The sequence below is a fragment of the Mucilaginibacter psychrotolerans genome (genome assembly GCF_004519315.1).
GTDB classification, from domain to species: Bacteria; Bacteroidota; Bacteroidia; order Sphingobacteriales; family Sphingobacteriaceae; genus Mucilaginibacter; species Mucilaginibacter psychrotolerans.
This window is the reverse complement of the sequence record NZ_SOZE01000032.1, coordinates 1-22,157: the sequence shown is the minus strand read 5'-3', so window position 1 is coordinate 22,157 and position 22,157 is coordinate 1. Positions and strand designations below refer to the sequence as shown.

The 22,157-nt window shown below is 43.7% G+C and carries 16 protein-coding genes; 7 read left to right on the top strand and 9 right to left on the bottom strand.

Annotated elements, in window-relative coordinates:
• Positions 1-627 precede the first annotated feature (627 nt).
• The gene (locus tag E2R66_RS22485) at positions 628-1,131 is read left to right on the top strand and encodes a protease (protein WP_133235036.1); all 504 of its coding nucleotides are present in this window, start codon (positions 628-630) and stop codon (positions 1,129-1,131) included.
• Positions 1,132-1,569: 438 nt separating this feature from the next.
• Here E2R66_RS22485 and E2R66_RS22480 read toward each other — a convergent pair whose 3' ends face one another.
• Positions 1,570-3,264, bottom strand: a complete 1,695-nt coding sequence (locus E2R66_RS22480; RefSeq protein ID WP_133235034.1) for an AIPR family protein — start codon at positions 3,262-3,264, stop codon at positions 1,570-1,572.
• Between the two features lie 301 nt (positions 3,265-3,565).
• Positions 3,566-6,877, bottom strand: a complete 3,312-nt coding sequence (locus tag E2R66_RS22475; protein WP_133235032.1) for an NACHT domain-containing protein — start codon at positions 6,875-6,877, stop codon at positions 3,566-3,568.
• Between the two features lie 323 nt (positions 6,878-7,200).
• Here E2R66_RS22475 and E2R66_RS22470 point away from each other — a divergent pair, with 323 nt between their 5' ends.
• Positions 7,201-8,133 carry an HNH endonuclease gene (locus tag E2R66_RS22470; RefSeq protein WP_133235030.1) on the top strand — a complete coding sequence of 311 codons (933 nt, stop codon included), beginning with the start codon at positions 7,201-7,203 and terminating at the stop codon, positions 8,131-8,133.
• Between the two features lie 144 nt (positions 8,134-8,277).
• Here E2R66_RS22470 and E2R66_RS22465 read toward each other — a convergent pair whose 3' ends face one another.
• Positions 8,278-8,637, bottom strand: coding sequence for a hypothetical protein (locus E2R66_RS22465; protein ID WP_133235028.1), 360 nt, complete (start codon positions 8,635-8,637; stop codon positions 8,278-8,280).
• A 273-nt stretch (positions 8,638-8,910) separates the two neighbouring features.
• Here E2R66_RS22465 and E2R66_RS22460 point away from each other — a divergent pair, with 273 nt between their 5' ends.
• The 5 genes from E2R66_RS22460 to E2R66_RS22440 all read left to right on the top strand — a co-directional run bounded on the left by E2R66_RS22460 (position 8,911) and on the right by E2R66_RS22440 (position 17,187).
• Positions 8,911-9,876 (top strand): EamA family transporter, encoded by a 966-nt coding sequence (locus E2R66_RS22460; RefSeq protein ID WP_204985978.1) that lies wholly within the window; start codon positions 8,911-8,913, stop codon positions 9,874-9,876.
• 745 nt (positions 9,877-10,621) lie between these two features.
• Positions 10,622-13,468 carry an excinuclease ABC subunit UvrA gene (uvrA, locus tag E2R66_RS22455; protein ID WP_133235026.1) on the top strand — a complete coding sequence of 949 codons (2,847 nt, stop codon included), beginning with the start codon at positions 10,622-10,624 and terminating at the stop codon, positions 13,466-13,468.
• Positions 13,469-13,494: 26 nt separating this feature from the next.
• Positions 13,495-14,214, top strand: coding sequence for a phosphodiester glycosidase family protein (locus tag E2R66_RS22450; RefSeq protein ID WP_133235024.1), 720 nt, complete (start codon positions 13,495-13,497; stop codon positions 14,212-14,214).
• Positions 14,215-14,257: 43 nt separating this feature from the next.
• The gene (locus E2R66_RS22445) at positions 14,258-15,637 is read left to right on the top strand and encodes a Fic family protein (RefSeq protein ID WP_133235022.1); all 1,380 of its coding nucleotides are present in this window, start codon (positions 14,258-14,260) and stop codon (positions 15,635-15,637) included.
• Positions 15,638-15,687: 50 nt separating this feature from the next.
• The gene (locus E2R66_RS22440) at positions 15,688-17,187 is read left to right on the top strand and encodes an NAD(P)H-hydrate dehydratase (protein WP_133235020.1); all 1,500 of its coding nucleotides are present in this window, start codon (positions 15,688-15,690) and stop codon (positions 17,185-17,187) included.
• 220 nt (positions 17,188-17,407) lie between these two features.
• Here E2R66_RS22440 and E2R66_RS22435 read toward each other — a convergent pair whose 3' ends face one another.
• The 6 genes from E2R66_RS22435 to E2R66_RS22410 all read right to left on the bottom strand — a co-directional run bounded on the left by E2R66_RS22435 (position 17,408) and on the right by E2R66_RS22410 (position 21,829).
• Complete coding sequence (locus E2R66_RS22435) at positions 17,408-18,265, bottom strand: anti-sigma factor (RefSeq protein WP_133235018.1); 858 nt, start codon at positions 18,263-18,265, stop codon at positions 17,408-17,410.
• A gap of 2 nt (positions 18,266-18,267) precedes the next feature.
• Positions 18,268-18,819 carry an RNA polymerase sigma factor gene (locus tag E2R66_RS22430; RefSeq protein WP_133235016.1) on the bottom strand — a complete coding sequence of 184 codons (552 nt, stop codon included), beginning with the start codon at positions 18,817-18,819 and terminating at the stop codon, positions 18,268-18,270.
• Between the two features lie 25 nt (positions 18,820-18,844).
• Positions 18,845-19,723 (bottom strand): lipoyl synthase, encoded by an 879-nt coding sequence (lipA, locus tag E2R66_RS22425; RefSeq protein ID WP_133235014.1) that lies wholly within the window; start codon positions 19,721-19,723, stop codon positions 18,845-18,847.
• A 200-nt stretch (positions 19,724-19,923) separates the two neighbouring features.
• Complete coding sequence (ytxJ, locus tag E2R66_RS22420) at positions 19,924-20,253, bottom strand: bacillithiol system redox-active protein YtxJ (protein ID WP_133235012.1); 330 nt, start codon at positions 20,251-20,253, stop codon at positions 19,924-19,926.
• Positions 20,254-20,491: 238 nt separating this feature from the next.
• The gene (gene ribH / locus E2R66_RS22415; RefSeq protein ID WP_133235010.1) at positions 20,492-20,989 is read right to left on the bottom strand and encodes a 6,7-dimethyl-8-ribityllumazine synthase; all 498 of its coding nucleotides are present in this window, start codon (positions 20,987-20,989) and stop codon (positions 20,492-20,494) included.
• A gap of 162 nt (positions 20,990-21,151) precedes the next feature.
• On the bottom strand, positions 21,152-21,829 hold the full coding sequence (locus E2R66_RS22410) for a tetratricopeptide repeat protein (protein ID WP_133235008.1): 678 nt from the start codon (positions 21,827-21,829) through the stop codon (positions 21,152-21,154).
• Positions 21,830-22,157: the final 328 nt, after the last annotated feature.

Below are 22,157 nucleotides of genomic sequence, written 5' to 3'. Positions count from 1 at the left end.
ATCCAACATGACGGGTTATATTTCCCCGTCCCCAGGGTCTGTTGAAAACGACCGTGCGACGACAAAATACGGGTTTTGCGCAAAGCTTGTGCGGTTATAAGTATTATCAATTGGTTGTTGATTACGTGTAAATTTAACAATAAAATATTCACAGTAGCAATGGCATTTTGGCTTGCCCCATTTTAATCATCCCGAACCGAGATACGAGGGAGGAATCTTATAAGGCACGCATGGTGTAGATATTAATCAGCAACGAGATGTTGTTTTCGGGATACGCGTCATTTTGCCCGAACCCGAATTTTTTGAAATCGCCGAATGGTCAGCATGTAAATGCAGCAATGCTAAATATTCCGTAAAATCCGGGTTCAAAAAACTCACGTCCCCGCAGGGTCTGTTGAAAACGACCCTGCGGACCCCAAGCGTCCTTTTGCCCGAACCCGAATTTTTTGAATTCGCCCAATGGTCAGCATGTAAACGCAGCGATTCTGGCAATCCTAAAAATTCCGTAAAATCCGGGTTCAGAAAACGGCCGATATTTTAACCCACTCACCCTAAGCGCCTAATAAAACAGTTTAAACTTTATGCCTTTAGGGCTGTCTATCCTCTAACGAAACATATACTCAGTCCATGAAAAAGATTTTTTATTTGCCCATAGCCCTTTTATTAATTGTTGCTGCATCCTGCGGCATGCAAAACCAACAGGCCGCAGATGCGCCGGCTAATGGCGGGCAAACCGCTGCCGCCAAAGGGCTTTACGCGGTACTGGCCATTAACCCCAGCATCCGCATGGGCGATGCCGTACAGCTAAAGTTTACCGTGTATAATCCTGCCGACAGCGCCCAACACTTCCTGAAATGGCAAACCCCATTTGAACCCCTGCTAAGCAAATACCTCGACATAAAAAATGAACAAGGCGAAGAATTGCAGTATAAAGGTGCAATGGCCAAAAGGATGATGCCGCCCCCGGCCGATGCGTATATCAGCATCCCCGCTAAAGACAGCTTGGTAGCCAATGTAGACCTCATGAAAGGTTATGCCCTCAGCAAACCCGGCAAGTATACCATTACCTACACCAGCGAAAGTATCAGCGGGCTGAAGGCGGCACAAAGCGTATCGTTTGTTTACCGGTAGGTTGGTATGACATACTTGTTTATGCTGGCGCATGAGTGCCGCGTACCAGCAACCATATAATATCTACTTAAAAAGCATGGAACACCTGACAGGCTTGCATCAGCGGAGAGGAAATCTTGGGTTATGGAGGGATTTCGACTCTGTGCAAATAAAGCTAACTGCCCACAGAATGATGGCAGTCCCCGATATTCATCGGGGCCGAGCTTTGCCGGTCCCGACTACTGTCGGGATTGCTTCGGCCTGCCTGCCGGTAGGTAGGCCGCCCTACCTCGCTCAATTCCCCGCGCAGGCGGCTTCCCCTCTCAATCCCTACTGCAAATGCGAGGTAGATAAAGAACACCCATTTATTTACACATGCACCTTGCATGCTTGGGCACGGGTACACTGCGCGCTTGCCCGGCGCTGCATATCCGCGCCAGTTGAGGGCCAGCCGAGGGATTACGAGCTGGCTTTAATTCTCAATGCGCCTTTCGACCATTCTTGTGCAAATGAATCTATTCTTTCACGAGCAACCTGTTTTAGATAGCTATTTACAATTTCTTGCGATATTTTCTTAACCCAACTCTCTTCACGTAATCGAGACTTATAATCAAAGTCTTCTCCTAGATTCGCGACCTCGCCGTTAAAGTCTATTATTACGTCGTTAACAATAGTCTTTATTGCTTCGATAAAAGAGTTTCGATTCAATTTATCCAACACAAACAAATCAGGGTTTTTCAATAATTCTACACCCACGCTATCATTCTCCAATATTTGCCTAATCATATATAGAATCGCATATCTTGTTAATGCGTATTTAGCAACGAGTTGATTTTTTATGTTAGGCAGCTTTGAGATTATTATATCATCGATTAATTGTAACATTAAAATTCTGTGAGCCGTTACTTCTGGTCGACCAAATATTTCAGTGTATTTATCGTCGAAAACTTGGTATTTCCTATGGGTACCCCAAGGTTCTTTTAAATCAAATGACATAAAATATATTCCGGCATTCTCATTAGATATTACTCTCTTACCATTGCCGCCGGTTTCCCCTCGTTTAATTTCAAAAAAGTACTCACTTCCATAATGCAACATAAATTCATGTTGAAGTCGAGTTTGTATTTTGTTATTTGACTTAAAATCTCTTGCCTTAACGCCGTTTTGATTGTTTGAATAATGCGTTATAATTTTCGATAAATCAGAATCCACCGAAACTTGCACGATTTTTGTTAAAATCCTCAAATCCTCTGTCAACTCTTTTTGGTAATTGTATAGTGTAGTCAAACTTTGGCATCCGTTAACCACATAAAATGTTTTAATAGATAATTTCTCAGCAGTTTCTACAATCTGATTTGTTACAATGGTTATGCCATTGTGAAAGAGCGGAAACTTTTTATGCAGGGACTTATCTTTGATACTTTTTATAATGTCTCTATTTACATTAGTACCGCCTAACGAACCTCTTACATTATATGCGAATACAGACTGATCTGATATTCCTGGCATTTTAACCAATTCGGTACCCTTTAGAGGAATAATGTACGCTAGTGTATCTGCATCAACATAATGTTTAGCCATGGTTTGACCAGAGATGTCGAAATGAGCCTCCAAGTCGTGAGGAACGGCCCTCTCATGTGCTATGTATGTCCTCTCTAAAAATTCCTTCCCAATAAACTCGATGTTTTGAGTCTCAGTCAAGTAGGCGAGACCATTGTTATCAAGTTCGACATTGCTAATAAATATGCCTCTAATTTTATATTGGTCTAAAACAGCCAAAATGTTAAGCCGTTTTATAAGGCCTGCGACCTGAGCGCTTCCAGCAGTATCTATTAAATTTCGTATGCTTTCTTTAGTGTCAAATTGTGAAAGCGTGCCGGAAAATTCTTTTAATGCGGTATCTCCAACCGTTCGTCCTGGTTTTTGCGAAATTTTTGCTTGAAAAACATCTATTGTACCATTTGCGTCGTTCAAGTATATTCCGTCAATTCCTTTGTCCCCTTTTTGGTCACATACGGAATCAATAGCTTCTAAACTATCCAACCTATAGTAATTTTCTAAATACCATATTAAAAATGAGGCACTTTCAGACCGACTTGGGTCAATGTGATCTTTAATTAAGTCTAATATGTTTGGGTAATCGGTGGTTATCATGTAATTTGGTTTGGTTTTGTATAGTTACAAGTTAATATTGAGATATCCATCTAGTAATCAAAAATTAATCACTAGATGGCTGGCGCAAGGACGTAACGAAAAGAGCGCCCCTCCTTGACGTGACACAGCACAGATTAGGAAAGTGCAACACACCTGCGACTTTATGGCTAGCCGAGGGGGCTAATTGAAACCATTTGGTAAATATTAAGAACATTAATAATCCTCGATATTTAAATTTACCGTTCCATATTGATTACAATGCATATTGGCCACTAGCCCAAGATTGCGCGGCTATTTGGTATTATTTTTTTAAAGCTTTATTGAGAATAAGAGCAAAGTCAGATTCTGACTTTATTTGCGAGTAGCGTTTTTTTGGTTTATACTTAAAAGATTCTCGAGCAGGATGCTTTTTCGACTCTGAACTCACTAGTTCAAGTGTATAAATACCATGTTTATACTCGATAACTTTGGTTTCGACTTTTTTACCAACTATTTTCGGCTTCAAAAGTTTATCTTTCAGAACACCATAATATTTATCTTGTACCATTACATCAGCAGTTCCGTCGACAAGATAAAATATTCTTGAGTTTACCTCATCGCCAGGTGCCGGCAATTGACATAACTGATAGTAGTTTTCAACCGCTGGGGTCTTTTGGGTTAAATAAATTTCTTTACTTGCGTAATTTATAAAAGCGACCTGTACGTTCAAATACTGTTCTAATTTTACATTTTTAACAACTCTTTCTGCAGTACGTATTGTCCCTGAAAACCGAGGGTGTTTCGATTTTATCGTTAATCCCTCAGCTGATATATCGGTTACGCGACACCTGTATTTACGATTATTGGTGTCGATATCGATGAGCGATAAATAAGCCTGTTCACGGTTGTAAATTACTGAAATACGATCTCCCATCTCTTTATTATCGGTAGAGTTCCTTAGCAACTTCATTCTCTCCGGATCACGAAACACACGAAGCTTAACCATGTCTTCATGATATTCTGGCTTCTTGCCAATTTGTGTTGCAATTACTATGCCCACACATTGACTACTGATATTATTTGAGTTTAAACATTTACTAATAATAAAATCTGTCAACGCGGGGTTATGATCGGAAAGTTGCTTAATAAATAAATGATTAGGTTTTTGACCATCAATAAGGAAGGATAGAACCTTTTTAATATATATATCGTCAAAATAAAGGCCAAAATGCCTAATTAAATTCCATGCGCTATTTTTGTTTTGTAGCACATATTCATTGCTCTGCTTACAAAGTTTAAGGCAAAACTCTTCTAAATCAGCTCGGCCCACGATAGACGGGTTATCAATACCTGTCAAAATAAAAAAACGGAAAACAAAAGCCCCTTCGAGTCCCGAAAACAAGTAGGGCCTAAATACTGTTAAAAGCCCATCCCTAATTTCTATAATTTGTTCTGGCTCTCGCTTTTGAAGGTTTCTAACAATTGACGGCAGAAAAGATTGATTAATTCGAAGTACAATTTTTATGAAATCAACTAAATAATTGAAATCAATTCTTTTAACAAGAACTGCTGCAATTTGGCCAAGTAACCTAAAAACAATCTCACCGTGATTGAGTACACTTGATTCGAGCGACTCATTAATTAAGCTAAACTCACCCAGTCTTGTTAAGGCCATCAACCCATCAGATGCAATTTGAATCTGTTGAACTTGGCCGGAGTTTTTAAAGGCGTTTGAAATTATCGTTGAACGGAGTTGTGCGTCATCGACAACTGTGTTTTCATAACATTTAATAGCGAGAATTGGATTTCTTTCAGATAAATCACTAATAAACGCACTGGGATTTGGCACCAAGCCTGAATACAAAATTATGGGTTGTTCCCAATCGGAAGAATTTTCTAACTCTTGCAGTTTCGACTGGCTCAAGGATTCTTTTAAAAGACCCTCCGCAGCGAAGTATTCTTGGTACAACTCATGGGTAAAACTAAGCTGTTTGTCATTTTGGACTAATAACCCGGCATCAACAAGCCATGCGACAACTTTTAGCCGGTCTGTTGCTGGTTCCAATTTTGCTGCTACCGAATCTATGACATCAACCAAATACAACATATCAAAGCTTACACGTTTATCTATTCTCGTCCGAATACCGATAGCACTTAGGTAATTAAAGAATTTAAACTCATCAAATTCTATATTTTTATTTCGCTCTCTTTTTAAAATATTATCGATAAAGGTTTTTATTAATTGACCTTTGTTTGCCGGAATTGAAATTGGCGGGTGTGCGGCAAGCGAACAAAGAAAATAGAGAATTAATGGGTTGCGACAAAGTTCTTTTAATTTCTTATGCTTCTCCAGTTCATCAATCAGTCCAAAAGCTGAGGTTGCGAAATTTTTCTGTATGAATTCAATAATCTCTTGGTCAGTTAGTGCCTGTAACTCAAATACGGGAATATTAAAGTCATTTCTATAAGCGGCCGGGCGAGTTGTAATAACAAAAAAACACTGGTCAAAGGTTCTAATCAACGACTTAATTTGATTTTTTAAGCCAACTGAATCAGCTCGAATTAAAACTTCGTTGAGTCCGTCTAGCAAAAATATCAAGTTGCCGGGACTTTTATAATCAGTAAGTTCCGCCAATTCCAACTCTGCGTAAGAGGCGATTTGTTGAATCAAATCTTGATTTGGTATAAAATCCCTAAGCGGAAAGTAGAGGGGTAGATTCTTGGCCGAAAGTGAAAGGTGATAGCCGAGGAATTGCAAAGTTGTTGTTTTACCTAGTCCAGGATCACCTACGATAACCAACTTATGGTTATCTGTCAAAATATCCAGTATCTTGCCTTGTTTAGGGATAAAAGTTTGCCCTCGATCATGGACATCCCAGTCCGTTTCAATAATGTGGGGCGACAGACCAGCCAAGTCGTTGCGGTTTTGCTCTACAAAAAGTGTTTGTATATATCGGTTCTGCCACTTGGAAAAGTAGCCATTTAATTTTTCCTTTGATTGAAATTCAGTGAGCAACCGTTCGGACAAAAGCAGTTTATTATCCTGAATCACCAATAAATAACTCAACAATATATACTCCGTCCAAGTCACCAAAATTCGACGAGGATATTTGGGTGATTGATGTACCCTATTTCGAAGCTCTATGCGAACGAATTCGGCAAAAGTGTAGGTAATCCCTGTATTGTCCAATAGACGTTCTGATAAATTATTGGCGCTTGTACCACGTGGAGCACTGCGCTTAGCCACAAGTTTTCCGTCACATAAATTTTTAAATGTTGAATTTCGAATCCCCTCGTGAGTGGACGTTCCAGTCCACTCATCTCGGCCTTTATACCTAAAATACCCAACCTTTTTAAGAAAGCTTTCAAATTTCTGTGCTAGGCCCTCTAGGGCCATTGGTAATTCTTCTATATTCCCCTCCAAGAGAATATTGTAGTTTTTTTCAAAGTCATCTTTCAACCTAGCGAGGGAAGTATCATTCTCTTTGCTGTCAATGAACAAAAACAACAGCTTCACGCAAGATGTCAAATCAGAAATCAAGGCATCAATCCGTTGAATCCCACCACCATTTGGAATTTCGACATCGTTTACATCTACAAAATATTTTATGAGTCGCTGCTCTCTCTCTGTCATCTAGTTTGTGACTGATTATCGGTTATATTTAATCAATGATACAAATTACAATGTTTTAAACAAAACGAGTTGATTTCATTCGTAACGTCAACTTGAAAAGGCGTAAGCTTCGCCTGCTTGGCGTCAGTATGAAGCGCTAGCCATGCAGCGCGGTATACCTAACCACTTAGTAGGTATTAATCAATAGCCAAACGGCAAAGCAACGTAGAGAGAGTCACTAGTACGCCCCCGCACTTTCCCACCGCTGAACCTCGCGCCAGACTGTGGTAGATTAGAATACATATTGTCATAATATTCCTAATTCAAATTCATAATTTCACGATATGGATTTTTATTTAGGAGTTACAGACAATAGTTGGTATCGCTATCTAAGTATAATCAACCCGGAAGATATAAACTTTTGGCAGCCAGGGGGTAGCTTGAATTTTAAGGCGTTGAATCCAGGAGCGCCGTTCCTTTTTAAATTAAAGGCGCCCTTAAATGTTATTGGGGGGATGGGCTTCTTTTCCAGCCATACGTTTTTGCCTATCTCGGTAGCTTGGGAAGCATTCGGAGAAAGAAATGGATGCGCCAGCTACGACGATTTTAGGAAGAAGATAATTAGTTACCGTGGAAATAAAACGGACGTTAATCCTCAAATTGGATGTATTGTATTAACCGATCCGATATTTTTTGAAACCGAGGATTGGATTGAAGTCCCGGAAAACTGGTCTAAGAGTATTGTTCAAGGTAAAACTTACTCAACTGAAGAAGAGATTGGACAAAAGTTGTGGAGCAAGGTCGACCTGCTACTTAGCAAATACCTTGATAATCGTATTCCTGAAGAAAACCAATTTATGGTAAAAGAGCCGGAAGCCAGATATGGTAACGTGCTATCAAAAATCAGGTTGGGTCAAGGAGCTTTTAGAGTATTAGTGACTGACGCTTACCAAAGGAAATGCTCTATAACTGGTGAGAAAACATTGCCGGTATTAGAAAGTGCACATATAAAATCGTTTTCAAAGGACGGACCTCATGCTACATCTAATGGAATACTGTTACGCTCGGATATTCATAAGCTGTTCGATTCTGGATATTTAACTATTACAACTGACTTAAAAGTGGAAGTTAGCAATAGAATTAAAGAAGAATTTTTAAACGGAAAAGAATATTATCAGTACCACGGAAAAGAACTTCTGACTGTTCCCACCAAAATTATTGATCGGCCAAATACTCAATATATTGAATGGCATAACTCAAATGTATTTAGAGGGTAACAGGTTTTTCAGCGTAAAGTCAAGAGCGTAGATGCTCGTGACATTGCCAATTTCCCCGCACAACCCCTCCCCCCTAAACCCGATAGCAGCGGAAAGCCCGCTAACACCAGCGGCATAAAGTATTTAGCGCAGCAATCTGTTTGGTTATTTAACGATCGGGCGACGTAGCAGGTAATGTATGCCGTGGTCGTCGGCATAGGTATTCACATACAGCCAGCCCTGGCGGGCCATATAGTTGAGTGCATCTACCACGTTATCGAAAACCATGGGCTGGCGCCTATCGTCGAGCAGTTCTTTGTCGTAAGTACTGGCTTCGGGCATACCTTCTACCAACAGGGTGATGCGGCTGCTCATAAACTTGTTTCTGGGCAAAATGGAGGCGTATTGTTCGGTGGCTTTGCTGGTGGCAATTAGCGGGGCGGTGCCGGTTTTCAGTGTGTCGGTTTGGGCCATGGCCAGGCAGGGCAGCAAAGCCAGGGCGGGCAAAAGGAAAAGTTTTTTCATAGAGATGAGGCTGATTAGTTTCTCTTAGAGGTCACCGGGCCCCGGGGGTTTAACGGCTGCGAAAAAAAGAACTGGCGAAGCCCCCCTCCCACCTAATCCCCATAACAGCCTAAAACAGGCTGGCGGGGCTACCCTAACCCAAGCACCAGCCCTTGCTTTTCATAAACCGTAATGAGCATCTCCCACCTTTTCGCGGACGGCGGTTGTAGCCATATCCTCCTGCGCACCAGCCTGTAATTACCCCATGGCAAAATCCCCGATTTTAACAATCCCGTGGCTTTAGTACCCTTCGTTTTTGCAGATATTTGCGCGCACCCCAAAAGCCGCAATTTGAAAAACGCAAAATATTACCTGGCCGCTATAAGCGCATACGCCACCTGGGGCTTTTTTAGCCTGGTGCTTAAACCGCTTAAGGCCTATGCGTCGGTGGATATTTTGTTTTACCGCATTTTTAGCTGCGCCATACTCATGCTGCTGATAACCGCGCTGTTTAAGCGTAAGGCCCTGGCCGATGCGGTGGCGAGGTATAAGGCGCTGCCCGCCGCGCAAAAACGCAGCGTGATGCTGCTCAACATAGGCGGCAGCGTGTTTTTAAATATCAACTGGTTCTCGTTTATTTATGTGCTCAACCATGTCAGCATTAAGGCAACGTCGCTGGCTTATTTGGTTTGCCCTATCTTAACCACCCTCCTGGCCTTCTTCCTGCTGCACGAGAAGCTGAGCAAACCTCAATGGGCGGCGGTAGCGCTAAGCATTGCCGGCTGCCTGCTGTTATCCTACGCCGATATGATGGATATGGTGTACGGCATCATCATCGGCCTTACGTATGCCCTGTACCTGGTGAGCCAGCGTAAGAATACCGGCTTCGATAAGTTTATTTTGCTCACGTTCCACATTGTGCTGTCGGCCATTTTGCTGCTGCCCTTTTACCCGGCCTATAGCGGCCCCGTACCTACCGAAACCCACTTTTGGGTGTATATAGAAGTGATCGCCGTAGCGTTTACCATCATCCCCCTGTTCCTGAACCTCTACGCCCTCAAGGGACTCAACTCCTCCACCGTGGGCATGCTGCTCAACATCAACCCCATCATCGCGTTCGTGCTGGCCAATGTGGTTTACCACGAGCACATCAGCACCCTGCAGCTTGCAGCCTATTGCATCATCTTTATGGCGGTGCTGGTGTTTAATGCGCAATTGCTTTTGAAGGCGAAAGCGGTAAGCGAAGCAGCTTCAGCCTAAAGAGAAAAGCCGAAATAGATCAGGTCATCCTTTAATCAAAAAAATCATGGTTCAGACACCATCAGCAGCCAAGCTTCGGCCGAAAGCGGGCAGAACGTGGTGGGCTGTGCGGCTGCAGGGGCATAGTGAATTTTGCTGAAGCGGGGGCATTGAGCGGCGCAGCGAGGGGCAATGTTCACAGCCCGTGGTTCTGCCCGGATTGCAGGGCAAAGGCCAAGTGCGGCAAAGAAGCCTAATTGCTGAAAGCGCTTTTGTTACTTTTGGCGCAGCAAAAGTAATAGCCCCTGCGGCAATGAGCAGACCGATATAATTGTATTCTACTAATCCAAACCAAGCTGGAATTTCCTGGAAAACCATCGCCGAACCTGTAAAATGGCAATTTTTTGGTCAGCAATAAAAACCACAGAAAAGCACCGAAAAATCACAGAAAAACACAGATTTTTTAAGGTTTTTCCAGGCCGCCCAGTGCGAAAAAGCCTAAAACCAGCTTGGTTAATTTTCACGGAACGGATCTGATTTCAGGTGGCCGACCAAACATTTCCATAAATAATTCCCGACAAACAAGGCACCAAAAAACAGAGGCTTTTATTGGGCAAGCCAACCTAAAATTTTACATAAAACCACCATTCGCGCCGGTGCTAACCGTATGAAACACCGCTTGTTTTGCATATATTTGCGAAAATTTTTAGTATAAACGCGGCCTGCGCAAACGCGTGGCTGTCTTATACGTTTCCTTGAAGCATATATGAGCGAAAAAACAATAGACCTGGGCGAGCAAAGCGAAGTAGAAGTGTACGGTGCCCGGGTGCATAACCTCAAAAATATAGACGTGTCGTTCCCGCGCAATAAACTGGTGGTAATCACCGGGTTAAGCGGCAGCGGCAAGAGTTCATTGGCCTTCGATACCATCTATGCGGAGGGTCAGCGCAGGTATATGGAAACGTTTTCGGCCTACTCGCGCCAGTTCATGGGTGGCATGGAACGCCCTGACGTTGACAAGGTTAGCGGTCTTAGTCCGGTGATTGCCATCGAGCAAAAAACCACCAGCAAAAACCCCCGCAGTACGGTAGGTACCATTACCGAAATCTACGATTTTATGCGTCTGCTTTTCGCCCGTGCAGGCGATGCCTACAGCTACACCACCGGCGAAAAAATGGAGCGAATGAGCGAGGACCAGATCCTGCGCACCATTATGGAAAAGTTTCAGGGTCAGCCGGTTAACATTATGGCCCCCGTGGTAAAAGCCCGTAAAGGCCACTACCGCGAACTGTTCGAGCAGATACGCAAGCAGGGTTTCCTGAAGGTGTACATCGACGGCGCTATCGCCGATATCGAACCCAAAATGCAGGTAGATCGCTATAAGATACACGATATCGACATCATCGTAGATCGCCTGGTGGTAACAGAGGATGATAGCAAACGCCTTTATCAATCTGTACAACAGGCACTTAAAATAGCCAAGGGCATCATCCGCATTGCGGATAAGGATAATAATGTGGCCTACTTCAGCAAGTATCTGATGGACCCGGTATCGGGTATATCCTACGATGAGCCGCAGCCTAATACCTTCTCGTTCAACTCGCCCTACGGTGCCTGCGAAAAGTGCAACGGCCTGGGTTATATCTTCGAAGTGGACGAAGCATCGGTTATCCCCAACCCTAAGCTCAGCATCACCAATGGCGGCCTCGCCCCTATTGGCGAATACCGCGAAACCTGGATATTCCAGGTACTGAAGGCTTTAGCGAAGAAATACGAGTTCAGCCTTACAACCCCAATAGAAAAACTAACCCGCGAGCAGCTGGATATCATCCTGAACGGCGCGCCGGATACCATCAGCGTTGCCGTTGAATACAACAAGTGGAACGTACAGAACTACCAGCTCACCTTCGATGGCATCATCCGTATGCTGGAAGAGCAGCAGGAACGCCGTAACGACGAAGGGATGGACGATATGGAGAACTACCGCGTACTTCGCACCTGCCCTACCTGCGATGGCGCAAGGCTAAAGAAGGAATCGCTTCATTTTAAGGTAGATGAGAAGAATATCTTCGAGCTGGCTACTATGGATATCACCACCCTCAGCAAGTGGTACGATGGCCTGGAAGACCGCCTGAGCGAACGCCAGAACGTGATTGCCAAGGAGATACTGAAAGAGATCCGCGCCCGCATCGGCTTTCTGTTGGACGTGGGTTTGAGTTATTTAACACTAGATCGCACAGCCAAAACCCTCTCTGGTGGCGAGGCGCAACGCATCCGGCTGGCTACCCAGATAGGTTCGCAGCTGATGAACGTGATGTACATTTTGGATGAACCGAGCATCGGCCTGCACCAGCGCGATAACGAGCGGCTGATAAATGCCCTCAAAAACCTGCGTGACCTGGGCAATACTGTACTGGTGGTTGAGCACGATAAGGATATGATCCTGGAGGCCGACCATGTGATAGACATGGGCCCGGCAGCCGGCGTACACGGCGGGCAGATAGTAGCGCAAGGCACCCCGGCGGAGCTAATGGCTCACCATACGCTCACCACACAATATATAAATGGTGAACGTGAGATTGCCATCCCCAACAAACGCCGCGAAGGCAACGGTAAAACCCTGAGCCTTAAAAAAGCTACCGGGCATAACTTAAAGAAAGTGTCGGCCGATTTTCCTCTGGGGAAACTGATTGGGGTTACCGGGGTATCGGGCAGCGGTAAATCAAGTTTGATAACCGAAACGCTGTATCCGATACTGAATCATCACTTCTTTCGCGCCAAAAAAACGCCGCTCCCTTACGATAAAATTGAGGGACTTGAGCATATAGACAAAGTAATTGAGATAGACCAAACCCCGATTGGTCGCACGCCAAGGAGCAACCCGGCTACTTATACAGGTGTATTCTCGGATATCCGCAACCTGTTTGTGGCCCTGCCCGAGTCGCGCATACGGGGGTATAAGCCCGGTAGGTTCTCGTTCAACGTGAAAGGTGGCCGTTGCGAAACCTGCCAGGGTGCGGGCCAAAAGGTAATAGAGATGAACTTTTTGCCTGATGTACAAGTGCCCTGCGAAGAATGCGGTGGTCGCCGTTACAACCGTGAAACGCTGGAAGTGCGCTACCGCGGCAAATCCATCAGCGATGTGCTGGATATGAGCATTGAAGATGCTACGCCATTCTTCGAGCATATCCCTGCAATCTACCGTAAGGTAAAAACCTTGTTTGATGTGGGTTTGGGGTATATTACTTTGGGCCAGTCGTCAACCACCCTATCGGGCGGCGAGGCGCAACGCGTAAAGCTGGCTACCGAGCTTTCTAAAAAAGACACCGGCAATACCTTCTACATACTGGATGAGCCAACAACCGGCCTGCACTTCGAGGATATCAATGTACTGCTGGGCGTAATAAATCAACTGGTTGACAAAGGCAATACCGTACTGGTGATAGAGCACAACCTCGATGTTATCAAAGTGGTAGACCACGTGATAGACCTTGGACCTGAAGGTGGCTCGGGCGGTGGTAAAATCCTCTTCAGCGGCACGCCAGAAGGCCTGTGCAAGGTGAAGGATAGCTTCACAGGGCAGTTCCTGAAAAAGGAAATGGGGATAAAATAAAGGATAACCGCTATATTGTGGATGAGATGAAACGAAGCAGGATTTTCTTATCCACAATTATATTGCTGTTAGCAGCGGCAGCAGCCTTTGCTTTTACGCAAGATAATGACACTTTCCTCACCTACCGGGTGAACCCAAAGAAGCCGGAGCTAAAACTCTACTGGCGAGATGCGGATGGGCTAAACTACCGTAGCATCCAGAACCTTAAAACGGCTGTCGAAAAGGAAAAGAAAAAATTATTATTCGCCACGAACGGCGGCATGTATAAGCCGGATGGTTCGCCGGTAGGCTTATATATTCAAAATAAAGTCACCTTATCGCCATTAGATACTACCAGCGGGAGCGGCAATTTCTACCTCAAACCTAACGGCGTATTTTACATCACCACGGATAATACCGCAGCTATCTGTACCACGGCGGATTTTAAAGATAATGGCAAAATAAAGTATGCCACGCAATCAGGTCCGATGCTGGTCATCAACGGGCAAATACATCCGGCTTTAAAAGAAGGCTCGCTAAATAAAAATATCCGCAACGGCGTAGGCATCCTGCCCGATGGTACGTTGATATTCGTGCTATCCAAACAACCCGTCAACTTCTACGATTTCGCTGATTACTTTAAAAAACAAGGCTGCAAGAATGCGTTGTATCTGGATGGCTTCGTATCGAGGGCTTACCTGCCTGAGAAAAATTGGGTGCAGTTGGATGGAGAGTTTGGTGTGATTGTGGGGGTGACGGGGAAGTAAATCCTAACGATAAAAATCCGATATTGCCAATCGAAATGACAATATGAGCTTTACAGACAAACTTCAGGAAATCGATAATCTTCAAGCCGCTATAGAAGGGCATGGACAGATACCTGTTACTTTACTCAACAAAATCAACTACAAGCTACGTTTGGAATGGAACTACACCTCTAACAGCATGGAGGGTAATAGCCTCACCAAACGGGAAACAAGGACTGTGATGGTTAATGCTATTGAGGTTCATGGAAAGCCCTTAAAAGACATTCAAGAAATCAAAAATCATGATACTGTAATAACCACTATCATGAAAATGGGCAAAGGTGAGCTTAATATTTCAGAAAGCCGGATAAGAGAAATACATAAAGGAATTATGTATGAGGAGGATGAAGACAAAAAGAAATATGTAGGGCAGTGGAAAAATGTAGACAACTATATGCTCAACTATGATGGCGAGCGTTATGACTTCGTGCCATATGCAGAAGTTCCTGAACGGATGCATCAATTGGTGAATTGGACAAATAGCGAAAAAGAGAAAATACAGCGTTCTCAAAACGATGCTATACATCCTGTGTCACTGGCATTAAAATTCCATTTAGATTATCTAAACATACATCCTTTTTATGACGGAAATGGACGCACAGCAAGGATACTGTCTAATTTGATATTGATTAGCTATGGATTACCTCCATTTTATATTAAAGAAAACGAAAAGCAAAATTACTATCGCTATCTAACGGATATACAAACATATGGCGGCGAGCCTGATCTGTTTTACGAATTCATGGTAGGATTGGTGCAACGATCTTTGCAAATTACCTTAGATGTCATTGAGGGTAAGGAAATCGAAGAAGAGGATGATATTGATAAAGAAATTGCGCTGCTCAAATTAAGGTTAGATAAAAGCCATGAGCGTAAAGAAGTAAAAAACTGGAGCAACATCATTAAAATAATAGAACACAGCGGAATCCCTTTGTTTCAAAAAATAATAGCCAAACTATCAAAGTTCGATGATCTTTTTGAAAGCATAGAACATCGTATAATTTATAATACTGACCAGTTTCCCAAATACGATTTACAAGATAGAAGAGGTGGAAATGCATTATCTACCGCATTATTTCCAAATACATTGTTGGATTGGTTGCATCGACCCCAATTATTAAATGGAAGTATGGTAAGTTTTGGCATAGAATATTTTTTAAAAGGCTACAAATTCTCTAAGCCGTTCAACTTACCTGTATTTATACGATTTGTTTTTAACGAATATACTTATTCAATAAGCATTACCGTTGGATATGATTCGAAAGATAATTCTATTCCAGAAATAAATTATGATAGGGTGGTCGAAAATGATACTATCGTTAACATTGTCAATGACGCAATGAAAGCCGCCCTTGAGATAATAAAAAAAGAATCTGGCCAGTAAGTTATTTCTCCCTCCTCAAACAATTCCCAAACTCCTACCTTTAGCATTATATGCTACCCTTACTAATTGCCTCCCAAATCCGCGAAGCGGATGCTTACACCATCGCGCATGAGCCTATCTCTTCTATCGATCTGATGGAGCGTGCTTCGAAGGCGTTCGTGGGCTGGTTTATCAATCACTTCCAGGATAAGCAGAAAGCCATTGCGGTTTACTGCGGCACAGGTAATAACGGCGGCGACGGATTGGCTATAGCACGTTTGCTATATGAACATGGCTACCAAACTATTGATATCAAAATCATCCGCTTTAGCGATAAAGCCAGCTACGATTTCAACAACAACCTTGCCCGCCTCAACAACATACCTATCGTCGAAATAAAACCCGGAGCTGCATTCCCCGACGAGAAATGCAATATATTGATTGATGCCATGCTGGGCACAGGCCTCAATAAACCTTTAGCCGGCGATTATAAAACGCTAGTAACTCACCTGAACCAACTCGCCACCACTGTTGTAGCAGTAGATGTACCCACCGGGTTCTTTACCGATGGCGAGATACCCGCCGATGCCGTGGCCATTAAATCGGCACTTACCATAACCTTTCAGCAGCCTAAAGTAAATTTCCTGCTTCCAGAATCTGGTACGTATATTGATTGCTGCGAAGTGGTTAAAATTGGTATCAACGATGCATTTATCCATTCAGTTGATACCCCCTATCTGCTTGTAGAAGAAGCCGACGTGCGCAGCCTGCTCAAACCACGTAAACGTTTCAGCAATAAAGGCACCTACGGGCACGCGCTTATTATTGCCGGTAAAGATGAAACCATGGGGGCTGCCCTATTATCTACAGCAGCCTGTGCACATGCCGGAGCCGGACTAACCACCGCCTGCATCCCGCAAAGCGGACTGGTGGCGCTCAACAGCTACATGCCCGAACTGATGGCGATCATTCGCAAGGACGGTAAAGCACCCGATATAGAATGGGATAAATTCAGCACCATAGCCATTGGGCCGGGTCTTGGCAAAGACGACGAGGCTTTAGGGTTGCTAAAGGCAGTACTCGACAATTATAAAAAACCTATTGTGGTTGATGCTGATGCGCTAAACCTGTTAGCAGAAAACAAGGAATTAATGCAAAAAATCCCCGCAGGCAGCATACTTACCCCGCATATGAAAGAGTTCGACAGGCTTTTTGGCGAACATACCAGCTGGTGTCAGCGCCTGCAAACGGCTAAAGAAAAAGCTGTAGAATTGAACATCAACATCATACTCAAAAACGATTATACCATAACCGCCACGCCAGAAGGGAAGCTTTATTTCAACTCTACAAGCAATGCCGCTATGGCAACAGGCGGTATGGGCGATGTATTGACTGGTGTTATCACCGCGCTAATGGCACAAAAATATACGCCGCAAAACGCCTGTATAACAGGCGTATATATCCACGGCAAAGCCGGCGACGAGTTGGCCCTACACAACCGCATGTACGTTACGCTCCCTGGCAAAATTATACAGCAACTGCCCATTACCATGGCAAAATTGAAGGCATAAAAAAAGGGATGTAAGTATCAAACATCCCTTTTTCTTATTAACTATTAACTGATCTTATAAAGAACTAAATACTTCTTTTTTGTATCTATATGACGTATGAAAATCATATTAGTTACTTTGACAGTGCATTTAATTTAAGGTTTTAACAAAATTTAACACATGCAAAAATCCCGGGTGGTATTACCAGCCGGGATTTTGTGTTTATCGAGTAAGCTATCGACTATTTTGATGCTCCTGAAACCACCATTTCGGTAATGGTTGGGTTAACGCTTCCGCCCATAGGTTCTACGGTCACGGCAAAAGCATCTGCAGCAGCAATGGCTTTCATTTCTTTTACGCCCGAGGTGTCTATCGCGTTAGCAGAATCGAATACGCCCAAATCTACGGGCTTTCCGCCTACCAACGCCCAAAGCTGGTACTGGTGTGCACTGTCATGTTCCGGAAGCTTCATGCTCTTCATATCCAATACTATCTTTTTGTTGATAGTGTTCCAGGCAATTGTCATGGCGGCCGTTGGCGTTTTAGGCGTGCCTTTAAGGCGCAGTATCCTGTAAACAGTATCGCGGTATATATTCAGTTCCTTTTCGCGGTTGCTAACGTCATTGGCAATCTTCTGCTTATCCAGTTGCATGGCAGTAAGCTGCGTATTGGTATCCTGCAGCTTGCTGTACAGGTTTATTAATCCATAAACACTGATGAGGAGTAAAACCAGGCATGCGGCAAATGCATATTTAAAAAACGATGGTTGCCTTACAGGCATAGCTATCACATTCTCTGCCTCTACATCATCGTCCTCAAATACTTCCTCGGTGCGGCTATGTGCTTTGGTAAATATGCGGTCGTCCGCCAAATTGGTGAGCAGGCTGTTCAGTATCCGGCCACGTAAAACCTCGGGTGGTGCAATGGCATGCACTTCCGCGTAAGCTTCCATCGACCGTTCTATTGCTTCTATTTCTACCTTAACTTCAGCATTTTCAGCGGCCATCTTCTCCACTTGCAACTTTTCGTCGGGGCTGATGCTGCCCAGAACGTAAAGTTCCAATATCCCAGATTCTATATATTCCTTGATGTTTTCCACTGTCAATTAAAATGTTTTCTGAGCTGCTGTATGGCCATCCTTAGGCGCGTTTTAATGGTTCCAAGCGGAACGCCAAGTTCGTCGGCGGCTTCCACATGGGTGTAACCTTTAAAGTACACCAGATCAAGTATCGACTTTTGTTCGGGCTTTAGGGTAGCAACCAGCTCCTTTATACCCAGCAACTCAGGTTTGTAAACTGTATTCCTTTGTTCGTCAACGAAAGTTACGTTATTTTCAAGCTCATGGTTTTTGGCCTGGTTCTTAAAATCTTTTGAACGTATCTTGTCTATAGCCAAATTGCGGGCAATATTCACCATCCAGGTAAACAAGCGCCCTTTTTCGGCGCTATACCCCGAAAAGGAATTCCAAATTTTTACGAAAGTTTCCTGAAGCACATCCTCTGCAACCGGGATTTCGGTAATGATACGGGAGATTACCCCGAACAAGGATGCGGAGTACATATCATACAATGCCTCTACCGCAATCTTTTCGCGGTTGCGGAGGGCAAGTATTAATTCTTCCTCAGATAGTGATATTTTTTTTTTCCTGCTCAACTCGGGTGAAGATAGAAAGGATTAATTACATTTCAAATAAATGCTTTTCGGCATGGTAAGATGAGCGCACCAGCGGCCCGCTTTCCACGTACCTGAATCCTTTTTTCAATCCCCACTCTTTGTAGCCGGCAAATTGGTCGGGGTGTATCCAATCTATAACCGGGTGGTGGTTACGTGTTGGCTGCAGGTACTGGCCTAGGGTAAGGATATGCACGCCCGCTTGCAGCAGGTCGTCCATGGCTTCTAAAACATCTTCTTCCTTTTCGCCCAGGCCCAGCATAATGCCCGATTTGGTGCGTAAGCCCGCATCAGCTACGTGGCGCAAGGCTTCCAAACTACGGTCGTATTTCGCTTGAATCCGTACTTCTTTGGTTAAGCGGCGCACGGTCTCCAAATTATGCGATACCACCTCGGGCCGGGTTTCCAGCACGCGGGCGAGATTATCCCAATTGCCACGAAAATCGGGCAGTAGAGTTTCTAAAGTAGTTTCGGGGCTTTCTCTGCGGATAGCATTAATTGTTTCGGCCCAGATGATAGAGCCACCATCTTTAAGGTCGTCGCGATCTACAGAGGTAATTACGCAGTGTTTTACCTGCATCAGCTTTACCGAATTGGCAACGCGGTTAGGTTCATCCGTATCAACCGCCAGTGGGCGACCCGTTGCCACGGCGCAAAATGAGCAGCTACGGGTACAAATGTTACCCAATATCATGAAAGTTGCCGTGCCGGCACCCCAGCACTCGCCCATGTTGGGGCAATTGCCGCTTTCGCAAATGGTGTGCAGCTTATGAGTATCAACCAAACCGCGCACATGCGCGTATTCTTTCCCTACCGGGAGTTTCACCCTAAGCCAATCGGGCTTACGTTGCGGCTGATTAGCGGGCACTACTGGCAATTCAATCATATCACAAAAGTAGTTAAAAACCCCCTAACCCCCTAAAGGGGGAACAGAAGTTTTACAGTAGGTTGATTTTAGTCCGAAAGACCTTAATTCAGTAAAAAGATAAATTAGCACACCAATCGTCAGATAAAAAAAGCCCTTAAGGGATTCTTAAGAGCTTCATCTATCTTTTTTCTTGAATCTTGGTTCTTGATTTCTTGAATCTACGCCAATACGCTCACCGCTTCATCCACCGAAATAGAACCGTGCGATTGGTCTAATATGCACTCGCCGTCTTTTATCACCAGCATCTGCGGCGATTCGTGGTGTACCTGGAAATCTTCTGCAATTTTCGCGGAAAGGTCGCGATGTTTGAGGAGGTCTAAGAAGTAAAGGGGCATATCGGCGGGTAGCTCTTCCCAATCCAGTTCGAAGCGCCTTTTGGCCATCATGCTGATGCTGCAGCGGGTGCTGTGCTTAAAAATAAGGCTGTAGCCTTGTTGTTGCTTAATACTATCCAGCTGCGAAGCCGTCTCCAACGATATCCATTCCATGGCGCAAAAATAAAAGTATCTACTCTGTTAAAAGTAAATACAATGTAAAACTGCGTAATGTTTTAAGGTTGCGTTGGAAAGATGACAGGCCAACTACCGGCCCCTGTTAGGGTACGAGCCGTATGCCGGGCACAATTTATTTGAGCACGAAGAAAAGCCTATGCCAATTACCAGGGCCACAACAACTATGTAAAATATTTTTTTCATCTCCTGTTTTTATATATTTCTTTTTACGCTTTTAACCTTTTAATGTTTCGGCCAATTTAGCCATTTTTATGGCAGTTACAGCAGCTTCGTCGCCTTTGTTGCCGTGTTTGCCGCCTGCCCTGTCAATAGCCTGTTGCTGGTTATCGGTAGTAAGTACTCCAAATATAACAGGTTTTGAATATTTTATAGCAACATTACTTACGCCATTGGCAACTGCATGGCAAATAAAATCAAAATGGCGGGTTTCGCCTTGTATAACGCAGCCCAGGCATATCACCGCATCAAATTTGCCGGTTTGTAAAAGCAGTTCGGCGCCGCTGGTAAGCTCAAAACTGCCCGGCACAGGGTAGCTATGTATGTGCTTTGGTTTTGCACCGTGTTTTATAAGGCTATCGTAAGCGCCTTTATATAGGGCATTGGTTATTTCGGCATTCCACTCGGCCACAACAATACCAAAGGTAAAGGGCTTTGCCGAAGGTATTTCGGTAGCGGTAGAAAAATCTGAAAGGTTTTTAAGGGCGGAAGACATAGTGTAAGTTGTAAAAAGTTTTAATAGTTAGAAAGGTTAAAGATGTTAAAAAAGTTAGGAATCAAATATACTTAAAACGATAAAGGGTTAAAAAGGAGTAACGCAATCGCAATTACAACCTTTTTAACCCTTCTAACTTTTTTTAACCTCTTGGTAACTTATCTACGATTTCGCTTCGCTGCGGGCAATGTAAGCGTCTATGCTTTGCGCTTCGGTGCTGGTAGGGTAATCGGTTTTTATTTTCTTGTAGGTTTCGGCAGCCGATTTGTTATCGTTCTTGGCTTCGTAAACCAGGCCTAATTTTTTCAGGTAAACCGGAGAAAGAAATTGGTTGTTCGCTTTATCAACAGCTTTTTTGAAGTAGGTTTCTGCTTTGTCGTAATCTTTCAATTCAACGTAAGCATCGCCTGCGCCGCCAAATGCTTCGGCAGCAACCATCATGTCGTCGCCGCGGTAGCTATCGAAGTTATCAATCGCTTTGCGGTACTCGCCTTTATTTAAATAAGCAACGCCTAAGTAAAAATAAGCCAGGTTTGCGGTTTTGGTGTTGCTGTAATCTTTAATAATCTGCTCCAGGCCTGGGTAGCTATCAGCACCTTTTATAGCTTTGTCCCAGTCTTTTCTGGTCCAGTAGTCTTGCGCTACGTGTATTTGGTTGGCGGCTTTTTCTTCGCGTGGGCCCAGGTACACTTTAAGGTAGGCAATATATACGCCTACCATCAATACGATAGCGGCTGCTATAAATAACAAGCTTTTTTGGTTCTCCTGAACAAAGCTACCACCCTTCACTGCTTCTGTTTGTGCTGGCGTAGCCTTTGTTTTCAACTCGGTTGCTGACATCTGTATTTAAAAATTAAGTTTGCAAAACTACGGTTTTCAAAACTTTTAACAAATAATTATTTTGTGTCATTAAATCATTGAGTCATTGGGTCATTGATGGGGTTGTCTGAATCAGAATTTACAGGATTTTAGAATTCACAGAATGGATTTGGATATCATTTCTAACAATCGCTCTTCATGGCATCTTGAAAATTCTTGAATTCTAAAAACGGCGAAGCCCTCCTATGTTTGTCAATTACAAAGGAAGTGTTAATCTTGAAGAAAAAGTGAAAAAGTGTGAGAGTAAACGGAGCCCTAAACAATTTTAAAAATATGTTGGTCAAGAGAT

Excerpts from the sequence above, each read along its gene's own strand:
- E2R66_RS22485 (WP_133235036.1), top strand. The coding sequence starts at position 628 with ATGAAAAAGATTTTTTATTTGCCCATAGCCCTTTTATTAATTGTTGCT.
- E2R66_RS22480 (WP_133235034.1), bottom strand. The coding sequence starts at position 3,264 with ATGATAACCACCGATTACCCAAACATATTAGACTTAATTAAAGATCAC.
- E2R66_RS22475 (WP_133235032.1), bottom strand. The coding sequence starts at position 6,877 with ATGACAGAGAGAGAGCAGCGACTCATAAAATATTTTGTAGATGTAAAC.
- E2R66_RS22470 (WP_133235030.1), top strand. The coding sequence starts at position 7,201 with ATGGATTTTTATTTAGGAGTTACAGACAATAGTTGGTATCGCTATCTA.
- E2R66_RS22465 (WP_133235028.1), bottom strand. The coding sequence starts at position 8,637 with ATGAAAAAACTTTTCCTTTTGCCCGCCCTGGCTTTGCTGCCCTGCCTG.
- uvrA (WP_133235026.1), top strand. The coding sequence starts at position 10,622 with ATGAGCGAAAAAACAATAGACCTGGGCGAGCAAAGCGAAGTAGAAGTG.
- E2R66_RS22450 (WP_133235024.1), top strand. The coding sequence starts at position 13,495 with ATGAAACGAAGCAGGATTTTCTTATCCACAATTATATTGCTGTTAGCA.
- E2R66_RS22445 (WP_133235022.1), top strand. The coding sequence starts at position 14,258 with ATGAGCTTTACAGACAAACTTCAGGAAATCGATAATCTTCAAGCCGCT.
- E2R66_RS22440 (WP_133235020.1), top strand. The coding sequence starts at position 15,688 with ATGCTACCCTTACTAATTGCCTCCCAAATCCGCGAAGCGGATGCTTAC.
- lipA (WP_133235014.1), bottom strand. The coding sequence starts at position 19,723 with ATGATTGAATTGCCAGTAGTGCCCGCTAATCAGCCGCAACGTAAGCCC.
- ytxJ (WP_133235012.1), bottom strand. The coding sequence starts at position 20,253 with ATGGAATGGATATCGTTGGAGACGGCTTCGCAGCTGGATAGTATTAAG.
- ribH (WP_133235010.1), bottom strand. The coding sequence starts at position 20,989 with ATGTCTTCCGCCCTTAAAAACCTTTCAGATTTTTCTACCGCTACCGAA.
- E2R66_RS22410 (WP_133235008.1), bottom strand. The coding sequence starts at position 21,829 with ATGTCAGCAACCGAGTTGAAAACAAAGGCTACGCCAGCACAAACAGAA.